The 19,330-nt window shown below is 69.6% G+C and carries 21 protein-coding genes and 1 pseudogene; 8 read left to right on the forward strand and 14 right to left on the reverse strand.

Translation table 11 applies throughout. The annotated features are described in order from the left end of the window. The first annotated feature begins 83 nt into the window (after nucleotides 1–83). Nucleotides 84–662 (forward strand): restriction endonuclease, encoded by a 579-nt coding sequence (locus AXW62_RS01965; RefSeq protein WP_060942937.1) that lies wholly within the window; start codon nucleotides 84–86, stop codon nucleotides 660–662. Between the two features lie 117 nt (nucleotides 663–779). Here AXW62_RS01965 and AXW62_RS01970 read toward each other — a convergent pair whose 3' ends face one another. The 3 genes from AXW62_RS01970 to AXW62_RS01980 all read right to left on the reverse strand — a co-directional run bounded on the left by AXW62_RS01970 (nucleotide 780) and on the right by AXW62_RS01980 (nucleotide 2,741). Beyond that, nucleotides 780–1,307 carry a carboxymuconolactone decarboxylase family protein gene (locus AXW62_RS01970; protein WP_060942938.1) on the reverse strand — a complete coding sequence of 176 codons (528 nt, stop codon included), beginning with the start codon at nucleotides 1,305–1,307 and terminating at the stop codon, nucleotides 780–782. Nucleotides 1,308–1,446: 139 nt separating this feature from the next. Beyond that, on the reverse strand, nucleotides 1,447–1,728 hold the full coding sequence (locus AXW62_RS01975; protein WP_060942939.1) for a hypothetical protein: 282 nt from the start codon (nucleotides 1,726–1,728) through the stop codon (nucleotides 1,447–1,449). A 131-nt stretch (nucleotides 1,729–1,859) separates the two neighbouring features. Further along, complete coding sequence (locus tag AXW62_RS01980) at nucleotides 1,860–2,741, reverse strand: LysR family transcriptional regulator (protein ID WP_060942940.1); 882 nt, start codon at nucleotides 2,739–2,741, stop codon at nucleotides 1,860–1,862. 133 nt (nucleotides 2,742–2,874) lie between these two features. Here AXW62_RS01980 and AXW62_RS01985 point away from each other — a divergent pair, with 133 nt between their 5' ends. The 5 genes and pseudogenes from AXW62_RS01985 to AXW62_RS45355 all read left to right on the forward strand — a co-directional run bounded on the left by AXW62_RS01985 (nucleotide 2,875) and on the right by AXW62_RS45355 (nucleotide 6,644). Beyond that, the gene (locus AXW62_RS01985) at nucleotides 2,875–3,903 is read left to right on the forward strand and encodes an alcohol dehydrogenase catalytic domain-containing protein (RefSeq protein ID WP_252368468.1); all 1,029 of its coding nucleotides are present in this window, start codon (nucleotides 2,875–2,877) and stop codon (nucleotides 3,901–3,903) included. A 181-nt stretch (nucleotides 3,904–4,084) separates the two neighbouring features. Beyond that, nucleotides 4,085–4,189: pseudogene (locus tag AXW62_RS45350) on the forward strand (FAD-binding protein); the annotation flags it as partial. 52 nt (nucleotides 4,190–4,241) lie between these two features. After that, nucleotides 4,242–5,162 (forward strand): flavin monoamine oxidase family protein, encoded by a 921-nt coding sequence (locus AXW62_RS40275; protein ID WP_252368469.1) that lies wholly within the window; start codon nucleotides 4,242–4,244, stop codon nucleotides 5,160–5,162. A gap of 292 nt (nucleotides 5,163–5,454) precedes the next feature. Continuing rightward, complete coding sequence (locus AXW62_RS01995; RefSeq protein WP_060942942.1) at nucleotides 5,455–6,138, forward strand: carbonic anhydrase; 684 nt, start codon at nucleotides 5,455–5,457, stop codon at nucleotides 6,136–6,138. Beyond that, nucleotides 6,135–6,644 carry a sulfurtransferase TusA family protein gene (locus AXW62_RS45355; RefSeq protein WP_252368470.1) on the forward strand — a complete coding sequence of 170 codons (510 nt, stop codon included), beginning with the start codon at nucleotides 6,135–6,137 and terminating at the stop codon, nucleotides 6,642–6,644. Before AXW62_RS01995 ends, AXW62_RS45355 begins: the two co-directional genes overlap by 4 nt. Before the next feature lie 92 nt (nucleotides 6,645–6,736). On the opposite strand, the gene AXW62_RS02005 is transcribed toward AXW62_RS45355, so the two are convergent. From AXW62_RS02005 to AXW62_RS02015, 4 genes are all read right to left on the reverse strand, one after another. Further along, nucleotides 6,737–7,981, reverse strand: coding sequence for an MFS transporter (locus AXW62_RS02005; RefSeq protein WP_060942943.1), 1,245 nt, complete (start codon nucleotides 7,979–7,981; stop codon nucleotides 6,737–6,739). A 39-nt stretch (nucleotides 7,982–8,020) separates the two neighbouring features. After that, nucleotides 8,021–8,152 (reverse strand): hypothetical protein, encoded by a 132-nt coding sequence (locus tag AXW62_RS46560; protein ID WP_289305987.1) that lies wholly within the window; start codon nucleotides 8,150–8,152, stop codon nucleotides 8,021–8,023. Between the two features lie 94 nt (nucleotides 8,153–8,246). After that, entirely contained in the window at nucleotides 8,247–9,614 is a 1,368-nt protein-coding gene (locus AXW62_RS02010; RefSeq protein WP_060942944.1) for an MFS transporter, read from the reverse strand. A gap of 84 nt (nucleotides 9,615–9,698) precedes the next feature. Continuing rightward, the gene (locus tag AXW62_RS02015) at nucleotides 9,699–11,090 is read right to left on the reverse strand and encodes a mandelate racemase/muconate lactonizing enzyme family protein (protein WP_079115425.1); all 1,392 of its coding nucleotides are present in this window, start codon (nucleotides 11,088–11,090) and stop codon (nucleotides 9,699–9,701) included. A gap of 22 nt (nucleotides 11,091–11,112) precedes the next feature. Between AXW62_RS02015 and AXW62_RS02020 the strand changes: the two genes are divergently transcribed. After that, complete coding sequence (locus AXW62_RS02020; protein ID WP_063817506.1) at nucleotides 11,113–11,880, forward strand: IclR family transcriptional regulator; 768 nt, start codon at nucleotides 11,113–11,115, stop codon at nucleotides 11,878–11,880. Nucleotides 11,881–11,895: 15 nt separating this feature from the next. On the opposite strand, the gene AXW62_RS02025 is transcribed toward AXW62_RS02020, so the two are convergent. Together AXW62_RS02025 and AXW62_RS02030 are read right to left on the reverse strand one after the other, a co-directional pair. Then, nucleotides 11,896–12,060 (reverse strand): hypothetical protein, encoded by a 165-nt coding sequence (locus tag AXW62_RS02025; protein WP_159060787.1) that lies wholly within the window; start codon nucleotides 12,058–12,060, stop codon nucleotides 11,896–11,898. Between the two features lie 4 nt (nucleotides 12,061–12,064). Further along, nucleotides 12,065–12,322: a hypothetical protein gene (locus tag AXW62_RS02030; RefSeq protein ID WP_060942947.1), complete on the reverse strand. Its 258-nt coding sequence runs from the start codon at nucleotides 12,320–12,322 to the stop codon at nucleotides 12,065–12,067. Nucleotides 12,323–12,811: 489 nt separating this feature from the next. Here AXW62_RS02030 and AXW62_RS02035 point away from each other — a divergent pair, with 489 nt between their 5' ends. Further along, nucleotides 12,812–14,575, forward strand: coding sequence for a tetratricopeptide repeat protein (locus tag AXW62_RS02035; RefSeq protein WP_252368472.1), 1,764 nt, complete (start codon nucleotides 12,812–12,814; stop codon nucleotides 14,573–14,575). A 103-nt stretch (nucleotides 14,576–14,678) separates the two neighbouring features. Here AXW62_RS02035 and AXW62_RS02040 read toward each other — a convergent pair whose 3' ends face one another. From AXW62_RS02040 to AXW62_RS02060, 5 genes are all read right to left on the reverse strand, one after another. Then, a complete protein-coding gene (locus AXW62_RS02040) occupies nucleotides 14,679–15,620 on the reverse strand; it encodes an urease accessory protein UreD (RefSeq protein ID WP_060942948.1) in 942 nt (313 codons plus the stop codon). Continuing rightward, nucleotides 15,617–16,339, reverse strand: coding sequence for an urease accessory protein UreG (gene ureG, locus AXW62_RS02045; RefSeq protein ID WP_244502729.1), 723 nt, complete (start codon nucleotides 16,337–16,339; stop codon nucleotides 15,617–15,619). Before ureG ends, AXW62_RS02040 begins: the two co-directional genes overlap by 4 nt. Before the next feature lie 56 nt (nucleotides 16,340–16,395). Beyond that, nucleotides 16,396–17,082, reverse strand: a complete 687-nt coding sequence (locus AXW62_RS02050) for an urease accessory protein UreF (protein WP_060942970.1) — start codon at nucleotides 17,080–17,082, stop codon at nucleotides 16,396–16,398. Nucleotides 17,083–17,195: 113 nt separating this feature from the next. Beyond that, a complete protein-coding gene (gene ureC / locus AXW62_RS02055; protein ID WP_030832940.1) occupies nucleotides 17,196–18,920 on the reverse strand; it encodes an urease subunit alpha in 1,725 nt (574 codons plus the stop codon). Continuing rightward, nucleotides 18,920–19,330, reverse strand: coding sequence for an urease subunit beta (locus AXW62_RS02060; protein WP_060942949.1), 411 nt, complete (start codon nucleotides 19,328–19,330; stop codon nucleotides 18,920–18,922). The genes ureC and AXW62_RS02060 overlap by 1 nt, the downstream gene beginning before the upstream one ends.

Consider the following 19,330-nt stretch of genomic DNA (forward strand, 5'->3'; position numbering starts at 1 on the left):
CCGGGAACCCAACGGATGGATCCACCGCCGCATGGGGAGCAACAAGGGCGGCAGATCGCTACACAGGGGAGGGGCGAGAAGACATGGGGACAGCGCTGCTGGGGGTAGTCGCCACACTGGTCGCCGCGGTCGTGGTCACGGGCCTGGTACGCGCCGGGCGACGCGAAGCACAGGCCGAGAAAACACGGCTCGCCGAAGAAGAGCGGCGGCAGGCCCGCCGATCGCTGGACGTGGTCTGGGCCATGGACGATCGCGAGTTCGAGGAGTACGTCGCTGAGCTGTGCCGTCGCGACGGCTGCACCCGCGTGAAGCGAGTCGGTGGCGCCGGCGACCTGGGCGCCGACGTGATCGGCTGGTTGCCCGACGGGCGGAAGATCGTCATTCAGTGCAAGCGTTATGCGAAGCATCGCACGGTCGGCAGCCGCGACATCCAGACGTTCAACGGCACCGCACGCGCCGAACACGGCGCCGACGTCCCCCTCTTCGTCGCCTCCTGCGTCTTCACCGGCCCCGCCCGCACCTTCGCCGCCCGGCAGCACCTGACGCTCATCGACGTCAACCTGCTCGGCTTCTGGAACAGCGGCACCACACTGACCTCGTTGCTGGACCTGGACATCGGCCGCTCCGGCACCAACCGCCGGCTGCGCCCGGACCACGACTGAGAAGCGGCCTCGGGGCTGTGCGGCATCGCCGCACAGCACGGCGATGCCAGGTCGTCCCCGCAGTCAGGCGGGAACGACCCGGGGCGAGGCGGTGTGCCACAGTCTTTCGCCGGCGCTTCAGATGGCCAGTGCCACCAGGAAGCGGGAGACCATGTTGTAGGCCGCGACCGTGGCAACCGCTTCCACTGTTTTCGTCTCACCGAACAGGCGCTTCAGTCCGTCGATGACTTCAGCGTCAACTTCGACTCGGTTCGTTGACTGGTCGGTGAGCGTGATAAGGGCGCGCTCCTCTTCGTTGAAGATGTCGCTGCCTCCGCTCTGTTCCTTCAGGGCTTCGCACTTCTCTTCTGTGCCACCTGCCCGCAGGTACGCCGGGTAATGCACGCCCCATTCGAAGTCCGCATGGTTCAGAACGGCAACCCGCAGCATGATCAGTTCTCGGTACTCCAGCTCCAGGCTGAATTCGGCGCGGACCCGGCCCAGTAGCCCGTTCCAGCCAGTTGCGAGCGGGATGCTTCTCAGCAATACCCGGTCAATGCCGATCAGTTGGCCGTTGGGCCGACGGGCCCGCATACCCGCAAGCAACTCAGGCGGGGGAGGAGGGAAATCGCCGTCTTGCCACGGGGTGACTCGCACATCACTCACGCCGCGCTCCTTCATGTACTGCCGTTTCGCCACACGATCGGGGTCGAAGACCGGGACTGTCCTGTCCCGTGCCGCGTTCTCGCCGCTGCGCCGGACGGAGCAGTCGAGACGTGCGGGGGCGGGGACGGTGTCGGGGACATCAGACGGTGTCGTAGACGCGCACGTCGGGTTCTGTCCGCAGCAACGGCCGGAGTTCGCCCACGACGTCCTGGGTGAACAGCGTGCTGTCCAGGTATGCGCCGGCGTCCGCCGCGGACCGGAAGCCGTGGAGCACCTGCACGTCTTCGTCCCGGATCAGGAGTTCCTTGCTGGTGGCGCCGGCGACGGTGTCCAGGAACCGCTGCTTGTACTTCTCGTAGACGGCCGCCGCCGCAACACGGTTGGCCGGGTCCACGTGCAGTGTGATCTCAAGATAGGCCATGGCTATGGCTGCCTTTCTGGCGTGTTTGACAATGCGCTGCGGGACTACCGCGGGAATACCGCCAAGCTAGGCACGCGCCGCAAGGTCCGGTAGGGGCGTCCACTGAATCGAGGCATAAGCGTCGAGTATGGCTAAGAGGATGCGCCGAGTGCCTTCGCCAGAAGGGTGAGGTCTGCGCGCAGCGCGGAGTCCGGGTGCCACACGGCCTCGAAGGAGATCTGCACCTCCCGGCCCCCGTTCAGCAAGGGGCGATGGGGGACATCCGGCGAGGTGAGCCTGGACTGGGGAATCATCGCCGAGCCCAGCCCGAGACCGGCCCATTCTTCCAGCACGCGATAGCTGGCCGCTTCCCCCGGATAGGTGCGCAACGGCACTTCGTGCGCCTGGAAGAGCTGGGTGGTGAACGTCGTCAGGCCGCACGCGTCCGGCACGAGGATGAACTGTTCGTCCGCGGCTTCGGCGAGTTCGAGCGCGGCATCGTCCCCGGCGGCCGGGCCGACGACGACGATGGGCTCCACATCGATGACCCGGTGCTCGAATCGCGGCATCGCCGTCACGGCAGGAATGAGGATGATGTCGAGCTGCCCGGCCCGCAGGCCGTCCCGCAGGTCCTGCATGTTCGCCTCGCGCAGCACGAGATCGCGGGGTGTGGGCAACTCGCGGACGGCGCTGAACGCCCGGGCCACCAGCTGCGGGCCGATGAGCGGCGAGACGCCCATGAGGATCTTGTCCTCACTCGGTTCGGTCAGCCCTCTGGCCTCCGCCGCGACGGCGTCGAGTGCGGCCACGGCACGCTCGATGAGAGGGAGCATGCGGATGCCGAAGGCGGTCTGGGTCACGCCGCGCGGCGACCGGTCGAAGAGCCTCTCCCCGAGCCGCTCCTCGAGTTTCGCGATCCCGTTGGACAAGGCCGGCTGAGTGACACCGTACGCCCGCGCCGCGGCGCTGAAGGATCGCGTCTCGGCGACCGCCTGCGCATAGCGCAGTCCCTCGACGTTCAGTCGTTCCGTCATAGCCACCACTTATCGCCCCATTCGCTGATATCACCTACCGTCCCCGCTCACCGGTGCCTACCGTGGGCCGCCTGGTGACCTCCTCATCACTCACCCTTATAACACTCGCAGCTGTTCATCCAGGAAGTGCACCGTGTCTCACTCCGCTGTCACCATGGTCGTGGCCGAGCCGAACGGCCCCTTGATCCCGTCCGCCGCTCCTACCGTCCCGCCGCGAGGACATCACGTCCGGGTGTCCGTCGTGGCCAGTGGCGTGTGCCACGCCGATATCGGCACGGCCATGGCGACGAAGGCGCACCCGGATGCTCCGGTGACGCCCGGACATGAGGTCGCCGGGATCATCGCCGAGGTCGGTGACCGGGTGCGGGGCTGGACGGTCGGGGAGCGGGTGGCCGTCGGCTGGTTCGGCGGCAGCTGCGGGCACTGCGCCTTCTGCCGTGACGGCGACGTCGTGCACTGCCCCGAGCGGAGGGTGCCGGGACTGTCCTACCCGGGTGGCTGGGCGCAGAGCATCACCGTGCCGGCCGACGCGCTGGCGCGGATCCCCGACGGCCTGGACCTCTTCGACGCGGCGGTCTTCGGCTGCGCGGGCGTGACCTGCTTCAACGCCGTGCGCAAGGCCGGTACGCGGACCGGTGGCCGGGTGGCCGTCTTCGGGCTGGGCGGGCTGGGGCATCTCGCGGTGCAGTTCGCGGCGCGGCTCGGCTACGAGACGATCGCCATCGCCCGCGGCACCGACCGAGAGGAACTCGCGCGTGGTCTGGGAGCCCGGCACTACATCGACAGCACGCGCCGGGCCCCTGGCGCGGCCCTCGCGGAACTGGGCGGCGCGGACCACATCGTGTGCACCGCTTCCTCGACCGAGGCACTGGAGGACCTGATCAGCGGGCTGCGGGTGCACGGCCGGCTCACCCTGGTGGGGGTGGACGACGGCTCTCTCCGCCTTCCCGTGGGACGACTGGTGAGTCAGGGACAGAGTGTGACCGGGCATCTGACCGGCAGCCCCCGGGACACGGAGGAGGCCATGGTCTTCGCCGTCACCAACGGAGTACGCCCCATGACCGAGCGGATGCCGCTGAGGGAGGCCGGTGAGGCCGTCTCACGCCTGCGGTCCGCAACCCCCCGGTTCCGCATCGTGCTGGACACCGCCCAGGTGTCGTGACCGTACCGGCTCGTCCCCTGCCGTGTTCGTGCCCTGCCTGCCGGTCAGCCGGTCGCGTCCGCTCCCGCCCGGCGGACACCCCTGTCGGGGGCGGACCCCTGTTCGCTGCCGTGCCGTACTGCCTGTGCCGTTCCGTCCTGAAGCGGCCGGTACCCCACCACTTGCCGAAGGGAAGCCACCCATGCCCCGCAGTGGCAGTCATGACGTCATCGTGATCGGCGCCGGCGCCGCCGGGCTGGCCGCCGCGACCGCGCTGCACAGCGCCGGACGTGGTGTCCTCTGCCTGGAGGCGCGGACGCGAGTCGGCGGTCGTCTGCTGAGTACGCCCGTCGACGGCGGTGCCCTGGGGTGCCACCTGGTTCTGGCCGGGGGAGAAGCGCGTCGCCACTCTGGCCGCCCGGACCGGGACGGAGGTCTTCGACCAGCATCTGGCCGGAGACGCCCTCCTTCAGGACGGGACGGGCGCCCGCCGTTACCCGGGCACCATGATGGACGTCCCGGCCTACCGTTTCGCAGCCGGGGCTCAGCGCCTGGCCTCGGTACTCGCGGCGGCGCTGCCCGAAGGCACCGTGCTGCTGGACACACCCGTCACCGGGATCCGCCCCGCCGGTGGGGGCGGGGTATACGTGCACACCTCGGAGCGCACGTTCAGTGCTGTTCAGGTCGTCCTGGCCGTCCCGCCGGCGCTGGCGCTGGAGCGCATCGACTTCGGTGACACGCTTCCCGGCAGCCTCGTCCGGCTGGCCCGCTCCACCCCGGTGTGGATGGCTGCCGTCGCCAAGGTCGTCGTCCACTACCCCTCCGCCTTCTGGCGGGAGGAAGGACTCGCCGGCACCGCCTTCAGCCGGTCCGGACCGCTTCAGGAGATCCACGACATGTCCGGGGCCGGCGGCCGTCCCGCGGCACTGTTCGGCTTCGCCCACGCCCGCCTCGTCCGGCCGGGCTTCGAAGACGCGGTGGCCGCACAGCTCGGGGCGTGCTTCGGGCCCGCCGCCGCTGCACCCGAGGCGTTGCATGTGCAGGACTGGAGCCGTGAGCCTTGGACAGCCCCGCGTTCCGCGCCCGCGCACGCCGACTACTCACTCTTCGGTCACCCCCTCTACCAGCGGCCGGCGCTCGGTGGCCGGCTGCACTGGGCCTCGACCGAGACGGCCACCGACCATGCCGGGCACATCGAAGGGGCCCTGCTCTCCGGGGAACGCGCGGCGCACGCCGTCCTGTCCTCGGCGACGCCCGACTGCGGCGTCAGGTCCGGCTGACAAGGGCAGTGGGCTCAGGGCGGGCGGGGAACGGATTCCGGCCCGCTCGGGACGCCGTGTCCCACGGCTGCCGACGGGGCCGTGTGTGCGCCGACGGCTTCCTGGAGCCGGCGGACGCCGACGACGCGCAGGGTACGGCTGAAGGAGATCCGGTCGGGATCGTGCCCGGCCTGCCGGCCGGCTTCGTGCATCAGGTCACGCCACCGCCGGCCCTCCTCGTCTGAACGCACCGACACGTTATCCACCCACCCCCGCGCGTCGGTGAGCCGGGCGTGGTCGTAGCCTGCGGGCCATGAGTGACGACACCCCTGGAACCCCTGCCACCCCGCGCGAAGCCCTCGACCTGCTCCTGGCCGGCAACCAGCGCTTCACCGACGGCACACCCCGGCACCCCAACCAGGACGCCGGTCGCCGCGCCGACACGGCATCCGCCCAGCACCCGTACGCCGTACTGCTCGGATGCTCCGACTCCCGTCTGGCCGCCGAGATCATCTTCGACCAAGGGCTGGGAGACCTGTTCGTGGTGCGCACCGCCGGGCACGCCGTGGGACCAGAGGTCCTCGGCAGCATCGAGTACGGAGTAAGCGTGCTGGGCTGCCCCTTGGTCGTGGTCCTCGGCCATGACGCCTGTGGAGCCGTCGCGGCTACCCGCGCGGCCGTGGCGAACGGCACGAGCGCCCATGGGTACGTGCGAGACGTGATCGAGCGGGTGACCCCCAGTGTGCTGGCCGCTCAGGCCGCCGGCGTGAGGGAAGACGACGGCTTCATCGACACGCACGTCCGCCACACCGTCGACCTCGTCATGGACCGTTCCCGGGAACTCGCAGGCCAGGTCACCGCCGGGCGGGCGGCGGTCGTCGGCCTGTCCTATCGCCTGGCCGAGGGCAGCGTACGGCCGGTCACCTCGTGCGGCCTGGACCTGCCGTCGGCCCTGGCCACAGCTTCCGCGACCACGTCGGCCTCGAACAGCCGATGACACATTTATCGGCGCTCCCGGGGGCCGACCTGACCGTCGACGGCACCGGGCTGCTCTGCGTCACCGTTCTGCTTCGCCTGCGCAAGCGGATCGACGGCGCGCCACCCGGCACCGTCGTCCACGTCGTCGCCACCGACCCCGCCGCACCACTCGACCTGCCCGCCTGGTGCCACCTGACCGGCCACACCTACCTCGGCCCCGTCCCCGGCGAGCGGCCGGTGTACGCGCACTCCGGCTCGCCGCGGGCGCCCGCCGCACCCGCCGGGACGCACCGTGGCATCCGGTCCGGCCGGGACTGGAGAAGCCTCAGGACCAGTGAGAGGCCCTCCCGGCTCGCCGCCATGGTGGCGGCGAGCCCGGGCCGGGCAGCCGAGCCGGGCCGGCCATGGAGCCGCATTCGCGTCGGCGCCGTGGAGAGAGTCGCCGCTCCCGTAGCCCTCGGTCCGGTAGCAACCAACAAGCACACGCCGCCCAGGCGGCTCCGGCCGCTCAAGAAGGTCAACTGAAGCCCGCCGCGGTCTGCGTGCATGCGCATGGGCACCGGATCAACGGCGCAGTCCCGGGCGCGCAGAGGCCCCCATCCGCGTCGGGTTCCCTGTCAGAGGGATACGCGCGGGTGGGGCGAGCCTCGCCGGTCCCTGGCGATTGCCCTGCCCATTGCTGCCACCCCCAGGACAGGCCCCGCGGCGAGGACCAGCAGTGCGACCCGCCACGAGGTGTGCTGGACCAGCACGGGGACGCCCCAGAGCGTGAGGGCTGTGGTCAGGTAGCCGAGCGCGAGTTGCAACGACAGCGCGCCGCCTACGTAGTCGGGGTCCGCTCGTTCGGTGACCAGCGCCGAGAACTGGGCGGAGTCGGCCACCACCCAGAAGCCCCAGAAGGCGCACACTGCGATGATCACCCCTGATGGCATCGCGTCGATGCCGAGGGCGAGCAGCAGCGCGGCGCCGCCGGAACAGAGGAGGCAGACGCGGGCGGCGTAAGCGCGGCCCCAGCGGTCGCTGAGTACACCACCGACCAGGCATCCGACCGCGCCGACACCGATACACAGGAAGGCGATCGCCGATGCCAGCACGTTCGGGCGGGCGGAGTCCTCGACGGCCGGAACGCTCGCCAGTAGCGACGCCACCGTTCCCCACATCGCGTACAGCTCCCACATGTGCCCCACGTAACCGAGATCGGCCAGAACGACATCGCGATTGCGCAGCGATCGCAGGGCGCCCCCGAGGGTGACGTGTCGCTGCGGGAACGGATACGGCCCGGGCGACCGCAGGGCAAGGGCGAGCACCCCGCCGAGCGCGCCCAGGAGGGACGTCACCGCGATGACGAGACGCCAGTCCACACCTCCGGCGGCGTTGACGGCGTGGGGCAGCGCCGAGCCGACGGTGAGTGCGCCGATCACGGTACCCAGCGCCTTGCCCCGTCCGGCGCGGAACCACGTCGCGGTCTCCTTGAGCGCTGACGGATAGACCGCCGCCAGGAAGAAGCCGGTGACGAACCGCAGAGCGACCGCGGGCCACAGCCCCCCGGCCAGCAGCACGCCGAGGTTGGCCGCCGCCGCGCCCAGGGCGCCGCCGCACATCAGTACGCGATTGGCCATCCTGTCGGCCATTCCCGACATTGCCGAGAAGACCGCGCCCACGACGAATCCCAGTTGGACCGCGACGGTCAGCAGCGCCCCGGAGCCGGGGCTCAACTGCCACTCCTCGGTCAGCTGGGGAAGGACGAATGAAGCGGAGAACCACACACTCATCGACAACAGCGTGCTTGCCGCGATGATGGTCAGCGCGACACCGGGCGTCGTTCCGGATATCTCTCCGCCGTCGTGTTCGAGACGACTCACACCTTCACCTGTTCCCCTTGTCCGTTCCCATGTCGCCCGTCAGCCCTCCGGCGCGTATGTCAGCCGGTGGCGCGGTACGGACACCGTCTCGACGCGGGCGGTGGTCAGAGCGTATGCGGACAGCTCATTGCCGATTCCCGGAAGATCGGGGGTCCCGCTGGTGATCTCCAACGTGGTTTCTCCTCGCAACGATAGGCGGTCGCGGCCATGACTCCTCCTGAGGCGGTGAGCCGAAGCCGCGACCAGGAACCCGGCAGCCTGCTGATCACTCGGTCCGCTGCGTCACCGCAGCGCCATCGGACGGCTTCGCCGCGGGCGCCACATCGTGCTGGAGGCCGGGGGTGAGCGACCTGTCCGATGCCTTGAACATCAGCAGGAGCAGAGCGGCAACGCCCATGCACCCGCCGATGAAAACCAGGACGCCGACATTTCCGTACGCCTCACTCAGGAATCCGAGAACGGTGTTGGAGGCGAAAGTGGACGCGCTCGAGCTGGCGTTGATGATGGCCAGTCCGACAGCGGCCTGCACTCCCGTCAGGTAGATCGAGGGGAGGGTCCAGAAGATCCCGAGGAACGACGGATACGAGCTGCCGTAGATGATGATTCCGGCGATCTTCATGGTGACACTGTCGCCGGCAGCGGCGATCACGATGCCGGAGACGGCCAGGACGATGGGGAACATCGCGTGGTACTTCCGCTCGCCGGCCTTGTCGGAGTGGCGGCTCAGAATCAGCATGACGCCGATGGAGAGCAGCGGGGGCACCATGAGGATCATGCCGACGGTGGAGTTGCTGAAAGCGTCGGACATTCCCTTCACCACGGTGGGCGCCCAGTAGGCCATGCCCTGGGTGCCGGCCTGGAAGAGCATGTAGATCCCGGCCAGGTGCCAGACGCGTGCGCTGCGGAACGCCTGCTTCACCCCATGGTTCTCGGACCGGTTGACCTTCCGCTCGGCGGCGAGTTCGGCGGTGAGCCAGGTCTTCTCCTGCGACGACAGCCACTTGGCTTCTTCCGGGTGATTTGTCAGGTAGACGTAGGCCATGATGCCGAGCAGGACGGCGGGGACTCCCTCCAGCATGAAGACCCAGCGCCAGCCGGAGTGGCCGAGCCAGGAGACGTGGTCCATGATCCGGGTGGCGATCGGACCCGAGAACGCGGTTCCCAGCTGGCTGCCCACGAAGAACAGGGTGACCGCCTTGGCCCGGTACCTGGACGGAACCCATTGGGACAGGTAGAAGATGATCCCGGGGAAGAAGCCGGCCTCCATGACGCCCAGCAGGAAGCGCAGCGCGTAGATCTGCCAGTATGCGGTGACGAAGAAGGTGAGGATGGTGACGATGCCCCACGTCACCATGATCCTGGAGATCACCTTGTTGGCGCCGAACTTCTCCAGCAGGACGTTGCTGGGGACCTCGAAGAAGAAGTAGCCGACGAAGAACGCGGCGGCCAGTGACCCGTAGGCGGCGGCGGATATGGACAGCTCGTCCTGCATGTCCAGGGCGACGTAGCCGAGATTCACCCGGTCCAGGATGTTGACGAAGTACAGGGCCATCAGGAACGGGACGGTGCGCCGAAGAACCTTCGCCATCGTTCTCCGCCGGATGTCACCGGGTGGGCTGTTCAACGTGTCCATGCATACTCTCCTTTGAGCTGGGATCTGGCGCAGCAGACTCCTGGGCACGGTCGGCGCGATGTGCGGGGGCGACGGAGACGAGGGTCACTTCGACGGTGTGCGTGTGTACCGCTCGCGCCGCTCCGACACCGTCTCGATGTGCGCGTTCTCGAGGGCGTACGCGGAGAGTTCGTTGCCGAGGCCGGGAAGGTCGGGGACCTCGATGTGTCCGTCGACCGGCTGGTAGTCGTGGACGCACAGGTCCTTGTTCCACGACATGCGGTTGAAGATGTGGTGTTCGTGGATGGTGAAGTTCGGCAGCACCGCCTCCACCTGCAGTGCCGCGGCCGTCGACAGCGGCGTACCGCACACATGCAGCTGCACCCCGATGTCGTAGGTGGCGGCCGTGTCGCAGATCTTCTTGGCTTCGGTGAGGCCGCCGCAGGTGCCCAGGTCGGGCTGGATGACGCCGAGGATTCCTGCTTCGAGGTAAGGGGCGTAGTCCCACCTGCCGTAGATCCGCTCGCCGCTGGCCAGGGGGATGTCCACCGCGTCCGCGACCCGCCGGTGCAGCTCAGGATGGGGCGTGGTCGGCTCTTCGTAGTAGAAGATGTCGTACTTCTCGGCGCGCTTGCCGATCTGGATCGCGGACGCGACGTCAGTGCTCGAGTGCGCCTCGATGATGATGTCTCCCGAGCCCACGGCCTTGCGGGTGGCAGCGAGCCGTTCCTCCACGAGGCCGAGCGTGGCCGAGGGCAGGAGCCGCGTGGTCTGCTCCGGCACGAAGCGATTTCCGTCACCGTCGAAGATGAGGTAGTCGATCTTCACCGCGTCGAAGCCCTCGTCCAGTGCCTTCGTGCAGGCATCGACGTAGTCGCTCACGCGGGAGCACCGGCCGACCCGCTCTCCCCAGCCGTACTGCAGCTGGCTGGCGTAGCTGCGCAGTCGGTCGCGCCGCTTTCCGCCCAGGAGCTGATGGACCGGAACGTCGAAGAACTTGCCCTTGATGTCCCACAGCGCCATGTCGATGGCGCTGATCGCGGCGAAGGCGACGAGCCCGCCGTTCTGCGCCCACATGGTCTCCTTGTAGAGCTTTTCCCAGATCACCTCGTTCGCCAGCGGGTCCATTCCGACGACCAATCCGGCGAAGTCCTTGACCATTCCCGACGCGCCGGATGATCCGATGGCGTACGCCATGGCCGCCTCGCCATAGCCGTGGATTCCCGCATCGGTGTTGACCCGGCAGACGACGGGGTTCCACAGCGATCCGCCGGTCTCTGCCTTCAGCGAGATGACATCGATAGTCGTGTCTTCACGTTCATTTCCCTCTCTCGGACATGCGCAAAGTGGGCGCCGGTGTCCGGGCTGGCGTGTGTCCGCTCCGGTGCGTGCCGCCGGCGGTGGGGGCGGTTCGTCAGGAAGCAGGAATCGCGATCGAGCGGTGCCGAGCCCCGATGTGATGCCGAGCACGCTAGGGAATGCGCCGCAGAACGACATCTACCTGCCGTAAGATCCCTCTATGCGGGAAAACACTTCCCATCATGAGGGAAAGCTTCAGTCGGTGCAGAACGCGCTGCGCATCCTGCAGATGTTGCAGCACCAACCGAGCATCAAGGCCGTGGCCGTGGGGGAAGAGCTGGGCTTGGGCACGTCGACCGTGTACCGGCTCCTAGCCACACTCGAAGCCGAAGGCTTTGTCCAGCGAGATCGGGTGCAGCGCAAGTACAGAGCGGGACGCACGCTCATCGCCATCGGGATCGCGGCGGTCGGGGACCTCGACGTCCGCCGGAAGGCCCGCGCATACTTGGACGGTCTTGCCCTCTCCACTGGTGAGACGGCCCATCTGTTCATCCTCGAGGGGCCTGACGCACGGATCATCGACAGCGCCGAAGGTTCCAGTGCCGTACGGGTGGCCGCGGACACCGGACTTCTGGTGCCCGCGCATGCCAGCGCCGGCGGCAAGGCACTCCTCGCTGCTCTGTCCAACAGTGATCTTCACAGCCTGTTTCCGCGCGGCCTCCCCCACGTGACGGCGGCGACGCTCACCACGTGGGAGGCGTTCGAGGCCGAGATCGATGTGATCCGCAAACGGGGCTACGCCGTCAATCACGGCGAGTTCAACGAGGCCGTCGCGGGTGTGGCGGTGCCGATCGTCGATCGCGCCAGGCGCCTGGTCGCCGCACTCGCCCTGGCCGTGCCGCTCGAAAGGTTCTCTGACGAGCGGGCGTACGATCTCGCCGACGAGCTGCGGCAACAAGCCCGGCTCCTCGCCGACACGTTGATCTGAGCCTGCGGACGCCCGTTACACCGTTGCGCGCGTGCGGCTGCGGGTGTGGGCAAGGAAGAAGCCGAAGACGACGACGGGCAGCACGAGGGCCCCGGCGAACGCGTTGAGTCCGCCGAAGCCGGTGCTGCCCATGAGAGGCCCGGACAGGCTGGCTCCCACTGCGGCGACGACGTTCATCACCGTGTCAGCGGTGCCCTGCACTCCGGGCCGCGTGGGCCACGGCCTCCGGTGCCCTGAAGTCGGTATCGGCGACCCACATCGGCAAGGGGTCGGCCGCCACCTCGTCCGGAGTGAGGAAAACCTCGGGGAAGGCCCATTTCATGGAGTTCGAGCTCTTTCGGTCGACGACCTCGTCGAATATCGAGTCCTTCGAGTCCCCGGCGGAGTTCGCCTCGATGAAGGTCCGGACATGAGCGGTGCCGGTTTCTTGGTCATATCTCACGTAGTGCTCCTGAGGACCGGTGGTGGAGTCGGGTGCCGACAGGCGCACGGGTCACCTGACGGCCTGGCACGAGAGGAAAACAGCCGGCCGGAGCGGAGAGCGGCAGTCACCTCTGCGGGCAGGAATCGAATGACGTCGGTAATGTGCTGTGGAGTCCGGTCCGCCGGTGCGGCCGAGCCGCATCGAATGGCGTTACCACATCGACTGCTCACGGTAGGTCCGCCTCGCGCCCGCGGAGTAGGGGACGGTGTTGAATACCCATATAGGCACTGCTTATGGCCGATGAGTGACGGGCGGGGTCCGTGTTGCCGCATTCGGAGACATGACGCCGAGACGCGGCCGTGCGGCCACAGCTCGGCCAAGCCCCTGACTGACGATGAGCGATCGACGTCGGTTATGGCCGCATCACCGCTCGGCCTCTACCGGCCCCCGCACGCGGAAGCCTACGGTCGTCACGTCCGTGAACCGCGAGTGATCGGAGAGCACCCGGTGTCCGACTACCCCTACGACCTCGGCGAGCACAGCTACCCGGTGAGCACCCGATCCACCGAGGCCCAGCTCTGGTTCGACCGCGGCCTGTTGTGGGCGTACAGCTTCAACCACGACGAGGCCGCCAGGTGTTTCGAGAAGGCCGTTGAGCACGACCCCCGCTGCGCGATGGCCTACTGGGGCATGGCCTACGCGGCGGGCCCCAACTACAACAAGCCGTGGCGGCTCTTCGACGACCGCGACCTGGCCGCAACCCTCACGTACGCGCACGAGGCGCTGGGCCGGGCGCGGTCGCTGGCCCAGGACGCCACCTCCGTGGAGCGTGCGCTGATCGGGGCACTCGTGCACCGTTTCCCCGAGCGCGCGGCCGGCCAGGACACCGCCGAGCCCGCCCTGCTCGACCTCGCCTACGCCGACGCCATGCGCACCGTCCATGAGGAGCACACCGAGGACCTGGACGCGACGGCGCTCTTCACCGAGGCGCTGCTGTGCGTGAGCCCCCGCGCCCTGTGGTGCGACGACGGGGAGCCGTCCGGGGAGAACACCGTGGAAGCCCGCGAGGTGCTGGAGACCGTCCTGGCCCGGCCCGAGGCCCAGCGCCATCCCGCGCTGAACCACATGTACATCCACCTGATGGATATGTCGTCCCAGCCCGAGCTGGCCCTGTCGGCGGCCGACGCGCTGCGGCACGCGGTCCCGGACGGCTCGCACATGGCCCACATGGCCACCCACATCGACGCGGCCTGCGGGGACTACCGGAACACCATCGATTCCAACCGCGTCGCCGCCGCCGTCGACAACACGTACTTCGCGCGGGAGAGGCGCATCGGCCGCTACTTCTCCTACCGTGCGCACAACATCCGTTTTCTGGCCTACGGCGCGATGATGGCCGGACGGTCGCAGGACGCCCTGTGGGCGGCCCGGCGACTGAACGAGATCGTCACGCCCGAGGTGCTCAAGGTCACCAGCCCGCCGATGGCGGACCTGGCCGAGAGCTACCGCACCACGCTGCCGCACGTGCTGATCCGCTTCGGCCGTTGGGAGGAGATCCTCGGCCTCGAACTGCCTGAGGACCAGGAACTGTTCAGCGCCACCACCGCGATGATCTGCTACTCGCGGGCGATCGCCTTCTCCGCGCTCGGCCGGATCGCCGAGGCGGAAGTGGCCCGGGACGTCTTCGAGACCGCGCGGGCGGCCGTCCCCGAGACCCGGTTCAGTTCCCTGCCCGCCAAGGAGGCCGAAGTCCTCGAGGTAGCCGCAGCGATGCTGGACGGCGAGCTCGAGTACCGTAAGGGAAACGTCGGCGCGGCCTTTGCCGATCTGCGCCGGGCGATCGAGCTCGAGGACGCCCTGCCGTACACCGACCCGCCGGCCTGGCTGCTCCCCGCCCGCCACCCCTACGGCGCACTCCTCCTCGAACAGGGCCACATCGAGGAGGCCGCCGCAGTGTACCGGGCCGACCTGCGCATGGACAGGACCCTGGCCCGGTGGCGCACCCATCCGAACAACGTGTGGAGCCTGCACGGCTACCACGAATGCCTCACCCGGCTCGGCCGGGATGAGGAGGCGCGGCAGCTCGCTCTCCAGCGCGACATCGCGGTGGGCGCCGCTGATGTACGTGTCGGAGCTTCCTGCTTCTGCCGCCTCACCGCATTCGTCGACGAGGCACCGGGCTGCTGTGGAACCGAGGCGGCGGGCGGACCGCGGTCGCGGGCGGGGAGGTCACTCCCCGTACCGGCCCTCGGACGGCCGGAGCCCTCCTGACGGCGGTCAGCCCGGTACTGTCGGGCACGCGGCGTCGTGCTCGTGCCCCGGCGCCGCGCGCCGGAGCCGGGTGGGGGCCGGCCGGGGCCGGGACGACAGCCCGTCAGTTCTTGCGCAGGTCGGGAGCGGGCACGCCGATGAGCAGGCGGCGTAGGTGGTCCCAGGCCGTGCGCATCGCGCGGGCGACCGCCGGCGGTTCGCTGCCCATGAACCGTGCCCATGCCCCGCAGTCGTCGGGCAGCACGCTCACGCCGAAGGCCAGGCCGGTGGTCCGCAGGGCCTCGTGCAGCGTGTCGGCGACCTCCGCCGCGGGGGCGAGCGGGGTCACCGCGTAGAGCGTGGCCATCAGGTCGTGGCCGCCGAAGACCGCCGGGCCGGTGACCGAGCCCGGCCCCCGCGGATCCAGCCGGACGGTGTCCACCACCATCAACTCGCCGTCCGGGCGGGTGATCTCCAGGTCGCTGAACAGCAGGCGGTAGGCGTGCCGTTCACCGCGGGCCAGCCGGCCGGCCGCGATCGTCTCGCCCAGCAGCACGGTGGCCGTGGGGTCGGCGGTCACGCAGGTCTGCTGGTAGAAGCGCGCGTCCCGGTAGGGAATCAGGGGATCGGGCAGGTACTCCACGTAGGCGTCGGCGCCGGCGGTGAGGTGGACGACCTGGGTGGCGTGGTCGAACTCGGCCCGGTGCAGCTTGGTGGCGGCCTGCGTGGTCAGGTGCACGGCGGCGCCGGGCCCGCAGTCGATGTCGATCCGGTTGCGGTCGGCCTGCACGATGCCGCCGCCGGTGGACATCAGATACGTCACCGGCATGTCCGGCCGCAGCGGGTCCACGTACAGCGGCCGCATGATCTGCAGGGGCGACTTCTGGTAGCGGTCGACGAGTTCGGTGCGGTCGCCGACGCGTGCGTAGCGCAGTTCCAGCAGACCGACCTTGCCGGGGCGCCCGGCGGCCAGGGTGTCCGGAGTGCCGGTCAGGCCGAGCATCCGGGCCGGTACCCGCCGGGGTTCGTAGTGTGCCGGCTCCAGCCGCGCGGGCGCCTTGGTCATGCGGAGGCCGCCTCCCGGCCGGACGGCTGCGCCGCCTCATGGGCCAGCAGGAAGTCGGCGATGGTGTCCAGGCCCTCTCCGGTCAGGGAGTTGGTGAGCACCACCGGCCGCCCCTGCCGGACCTGGTGGGCGTCCGACTCCATCCGGGCGAGGTCGCACCGCACATACTGAGCGATGTCGATCTTGTTGATGACGAGCAGCTCGCACTCGGTGATGCCCGGGCCCCGCTTGCGGGGCATCTTGTCGCCCTCCGCGGTGTCCAGCACGAACAGGAAGAGGTCGACCAGCGCCGGGCTGAACGTGAGTGTCAGGTTGTCACCGCCGCTCTCGAAGAGCAGCGTGTCCACCTCGGGGAAGCGCTCCAGGATCTCGTCGGCCGCGGCCTGGTTCATCGTCGGGTCGTCCCGGACCGCGGTGTGCGGGCAGGCTCCGGTCTCCACGCCGACGATACGGTCCGCGGCGAGGATCCCGTCCAGGGTGCGCCGCACATGGGCGGCGTCCTCGGAGGTGTAGATGTCGTTGGTGATCACGGCGGGGGTCCGGCCGCGCCCGATCAGCACCGGGACGAGTGCCTCGATCAGCGCGGTCTTGCCGGAGCCGACCGGTCCGGCGACGCCGACGCGCAGCACGCCGTCCTTGGGGCGCCGCACGAACTCGTCGTCGTGGCCGTGGCCGTGGTCGTGGTGGTGGGAGCCTCGGACCTGGGTGGGGTCGTGCATGGTGATCCTCGTTCTCGGTGGGGTGTCTTCGTGGTGGCGGGTGGGCGGGCCGGGCGTCAGCTCGCGAACAGCCGGGCCTCGGCACGCTCGTGGCGCCCGGCCATGACATCGGCCAGGGGGACGCATCCCCCGAGGTCGGCGAGTTCCCGGTCGAGGGCCGCCGCCACGGCCTCCTCGATCACCGGGGCGGCGCCGTGCAGGACGACCTGGGCGCGGCGGTGGTCGGTGAGCCGCAGGCGCAGGGCGGCGCCCACGAAGCTGGCCGCGAAGGCGAACAGCTCGCAGGTGACCGCCTGCCGTGTGGTCAGTCCGTTGCCCGCGTGGACGACGCCGGCGACGACCGGCTGGCAGCCGCGCACCGCGCCGTCGCGGTACAGCGTGCGGTACCGCTCGATCTGGGGCGTGGCGTAGACCTCGTCGGCCAGGTCGAGCAGCTGCCGTCCGGTGCGGACGGCAGCCTGCCGGGCCTCCCGGCCGAGCTTGGTGGCGTGCAGCCGCCGTTCCACGGCCACCACCTGGGCCCAGTCCTCCGTCGTCACCGCGCGGTGGGCGAGGGCGAGGGCGGTCGCGTCCGACGGCCCCGCACTGTGGCGGAGCAGGTCGTGCAGGAGCGCGGGCAGACTGCGCGGGGTGACCGCGCGGGCCTGCTGGAAGCCCTCCAGCCCGTGGGAGAGGGTGTAGTAGCCGCTGGGGAAGGCCGAGTCGGTGAGCTGGAGCCCGGTCAGCAGTGCCGGGATCGGCATCGGTTCGTTCACGCCGGGTTTCCGTTCCTGCCGGACGGCCGTCCGCCGGAGTCCGGCCGTGGAGGGCCGCAGGGCACGCGGGGCACCCTGCGGACCGTCGCGGGGGTGGTGGGTCAGACGATGTAGAAGAGCTGGTTGAGCGGGAGACGCTCGGCCGGCTCGATGGTGGCGGGCTCGCCGTCGACGGTGACCTTGTAGGTCTCCGGGTCCACCTCGATACGCGGCAGTGCGTCGTTGCGGACCATGTGCTGCTTGCCGACGGCCCGGCAGCGCCGCACCGGCTCGATCCGCCGCCGCAGCCCCAGCTCGCCGGGGACACCGGCGGCGATGGACGCCTGGGACATGAAGGTGACCGAGGTGCGCGTGCGGGCGCGGCCGTAGGAACCGAACATCGGCCGGTAGTACACCGGCTGAGGCGTCGGCAGCGAGGCGTTGGGGTCACCCATCAGGGCCCAGTTCACCATGCCGCCCTTGATGATCAGCTTGGGCTTGGCGGCGAACGAGTGGATCGGCCAGAGCACGATGTCGGCGAGCTTGCCGGGCTCCAGCGAGCCGATCACATCGGAGGCGCCCACCGCGATCGCCGGGTTGATGGTGAGCTTGGCCAGGTAGCGCAGCACCCGCGCGTTGTCGTTGCGGGAGCTGTCCTCGGCCAGCGGACCGCGCATCTCCTTGCAGTGGTGCGCCGTCTGGAAGGCACGGGCGAAGGTCTCGCCGACCCGGCCCATGGCCTGGGAGTCGGAGGAGAAGATGCTGATCACGCCGAGGTCGTGCATGACCGTCTCGGCCGCGATGGTCTCGGCGCGCACCCGGCTGTCGGCGAACGACACGTCCTCGGGGATGTCGCGGGACAGGTGGTGGCAGACCATCACCATGTCCAGCAGCTCGTCCACCGAGTTGATGGTGTACGGCAGGGTGGGGTTGGTGGAGGAGGGCAGCACGTTCGGCTCGCCCGCGACCCGCATGATGTCGGGGGCGTGACCACCGCCCGCGCCCTCGGTGTGGAAGGTGTGGATGGTGCGGCCGTCGATCGCGGACAGGGTGTCCTCGAAGAAGCCGCCCTCGTTGAGGGTGTCGGTGTGGATGGCGAGCTGCACGTCGTGCTCGTCGGCGACGCGCAGCGCGGTGTCGATGGCGGCGGGCGTGGCGCCCCAGTCCTCGTGCACCTTCAGACCGGACACCCCCGCCTCGACCTGCTCGCGCAGCGCCTCGGGCAGGCTGCCGTTGCCCTTGCCGAGCAGCCCCACGTTGACCGGCAGGTCCTCGACCGCCTCCAGCATCCGGTGGATGTTCCACGGGCCGGGGGTGCAGGTGGTGCCGTTGCTGCCGTCGGTGGGGCCGGTGCCGCCGCCGAAGAAGGTGGTGATGCCGTTGGACAGGCCCTCCTGGGCCTGTTGCGGCGAGATGAAGTGGATGTGGGTGTCCACGCCGCCGGCGGTGGCGATCAGGTGCTCACCGGAGATCACCTCGGTGCCGGGGCCGATGACCAGCTTGGGGTCCACGCCGTTCTGCGCGTGCGGGTTGCCGGCTTTGCCGACCCCGACGATCAGACCGTCGCGGACGCCGATGTCGCCCTTGACGACGCCCAGCACCGGGTCGAGGACCACCACGTTGGTGATGACCAGGTCCAGCGCGCCCTCGCGGTTGAGGGCGGCCGGGTCCTGGGCCATGCCGTCGCGGATGGCCTTGCCGCCGCCGTAGACGGCCTCGTCGCCGTAGGAGCCGGCGTTGTGGTCGTACTCGACCTCCACCACCAGATTGGTGTCGGCGAGGTGGAACCGGTCGCCCACGGTGGGGCCGAACAGGTCCGTGTACTGCTTGCGGGGAATGATCGCCATCAGTCGTCGGTCCCGTCGTTCTCGATGGCGGCGTCGCCGCCGGTGTGGGCGAATCCCAGGTGTTCGGCACGGCGCAGCGCGGCACGCCGGGTGTCGCCCGCGTTCAGGCCGCCGTTGACGAGCCCGGAGAAGCCGACGAGCCGCCGGGTTCCGCCGAAGGCGACCAGCTCCACCTCGCGGGTGTCGCCGGGCTCGAAGCGCACGGCGGTACCGGACGGGATGTCCAGGTGCATGCCGTACGCGGCCTCGCGATCGAACCGCAGTGCGCGGTTGACCTCGAAGAAGTGGTAGTGGGAGCCGACCTGGACGGCACGGTCACCGGAGTTGGCGACGGTGAGACTCACCGTGGCCCGGCCGGCGTTGATCTCCACGGGGTCGTCCCCGTAGAGGTAGCGGGCTCCACCCGACAT

It is taken from the genome of Streptomyces hygroscopicus subsp. hygroscopicus, assembly GCF_001553455.1.
GTDB lineage: Bacteria > Actinomycetota > Actinomycetes > Streptomycetales > Streptomycetaceae > Streptomyces > Streptomyces hygroscopicus.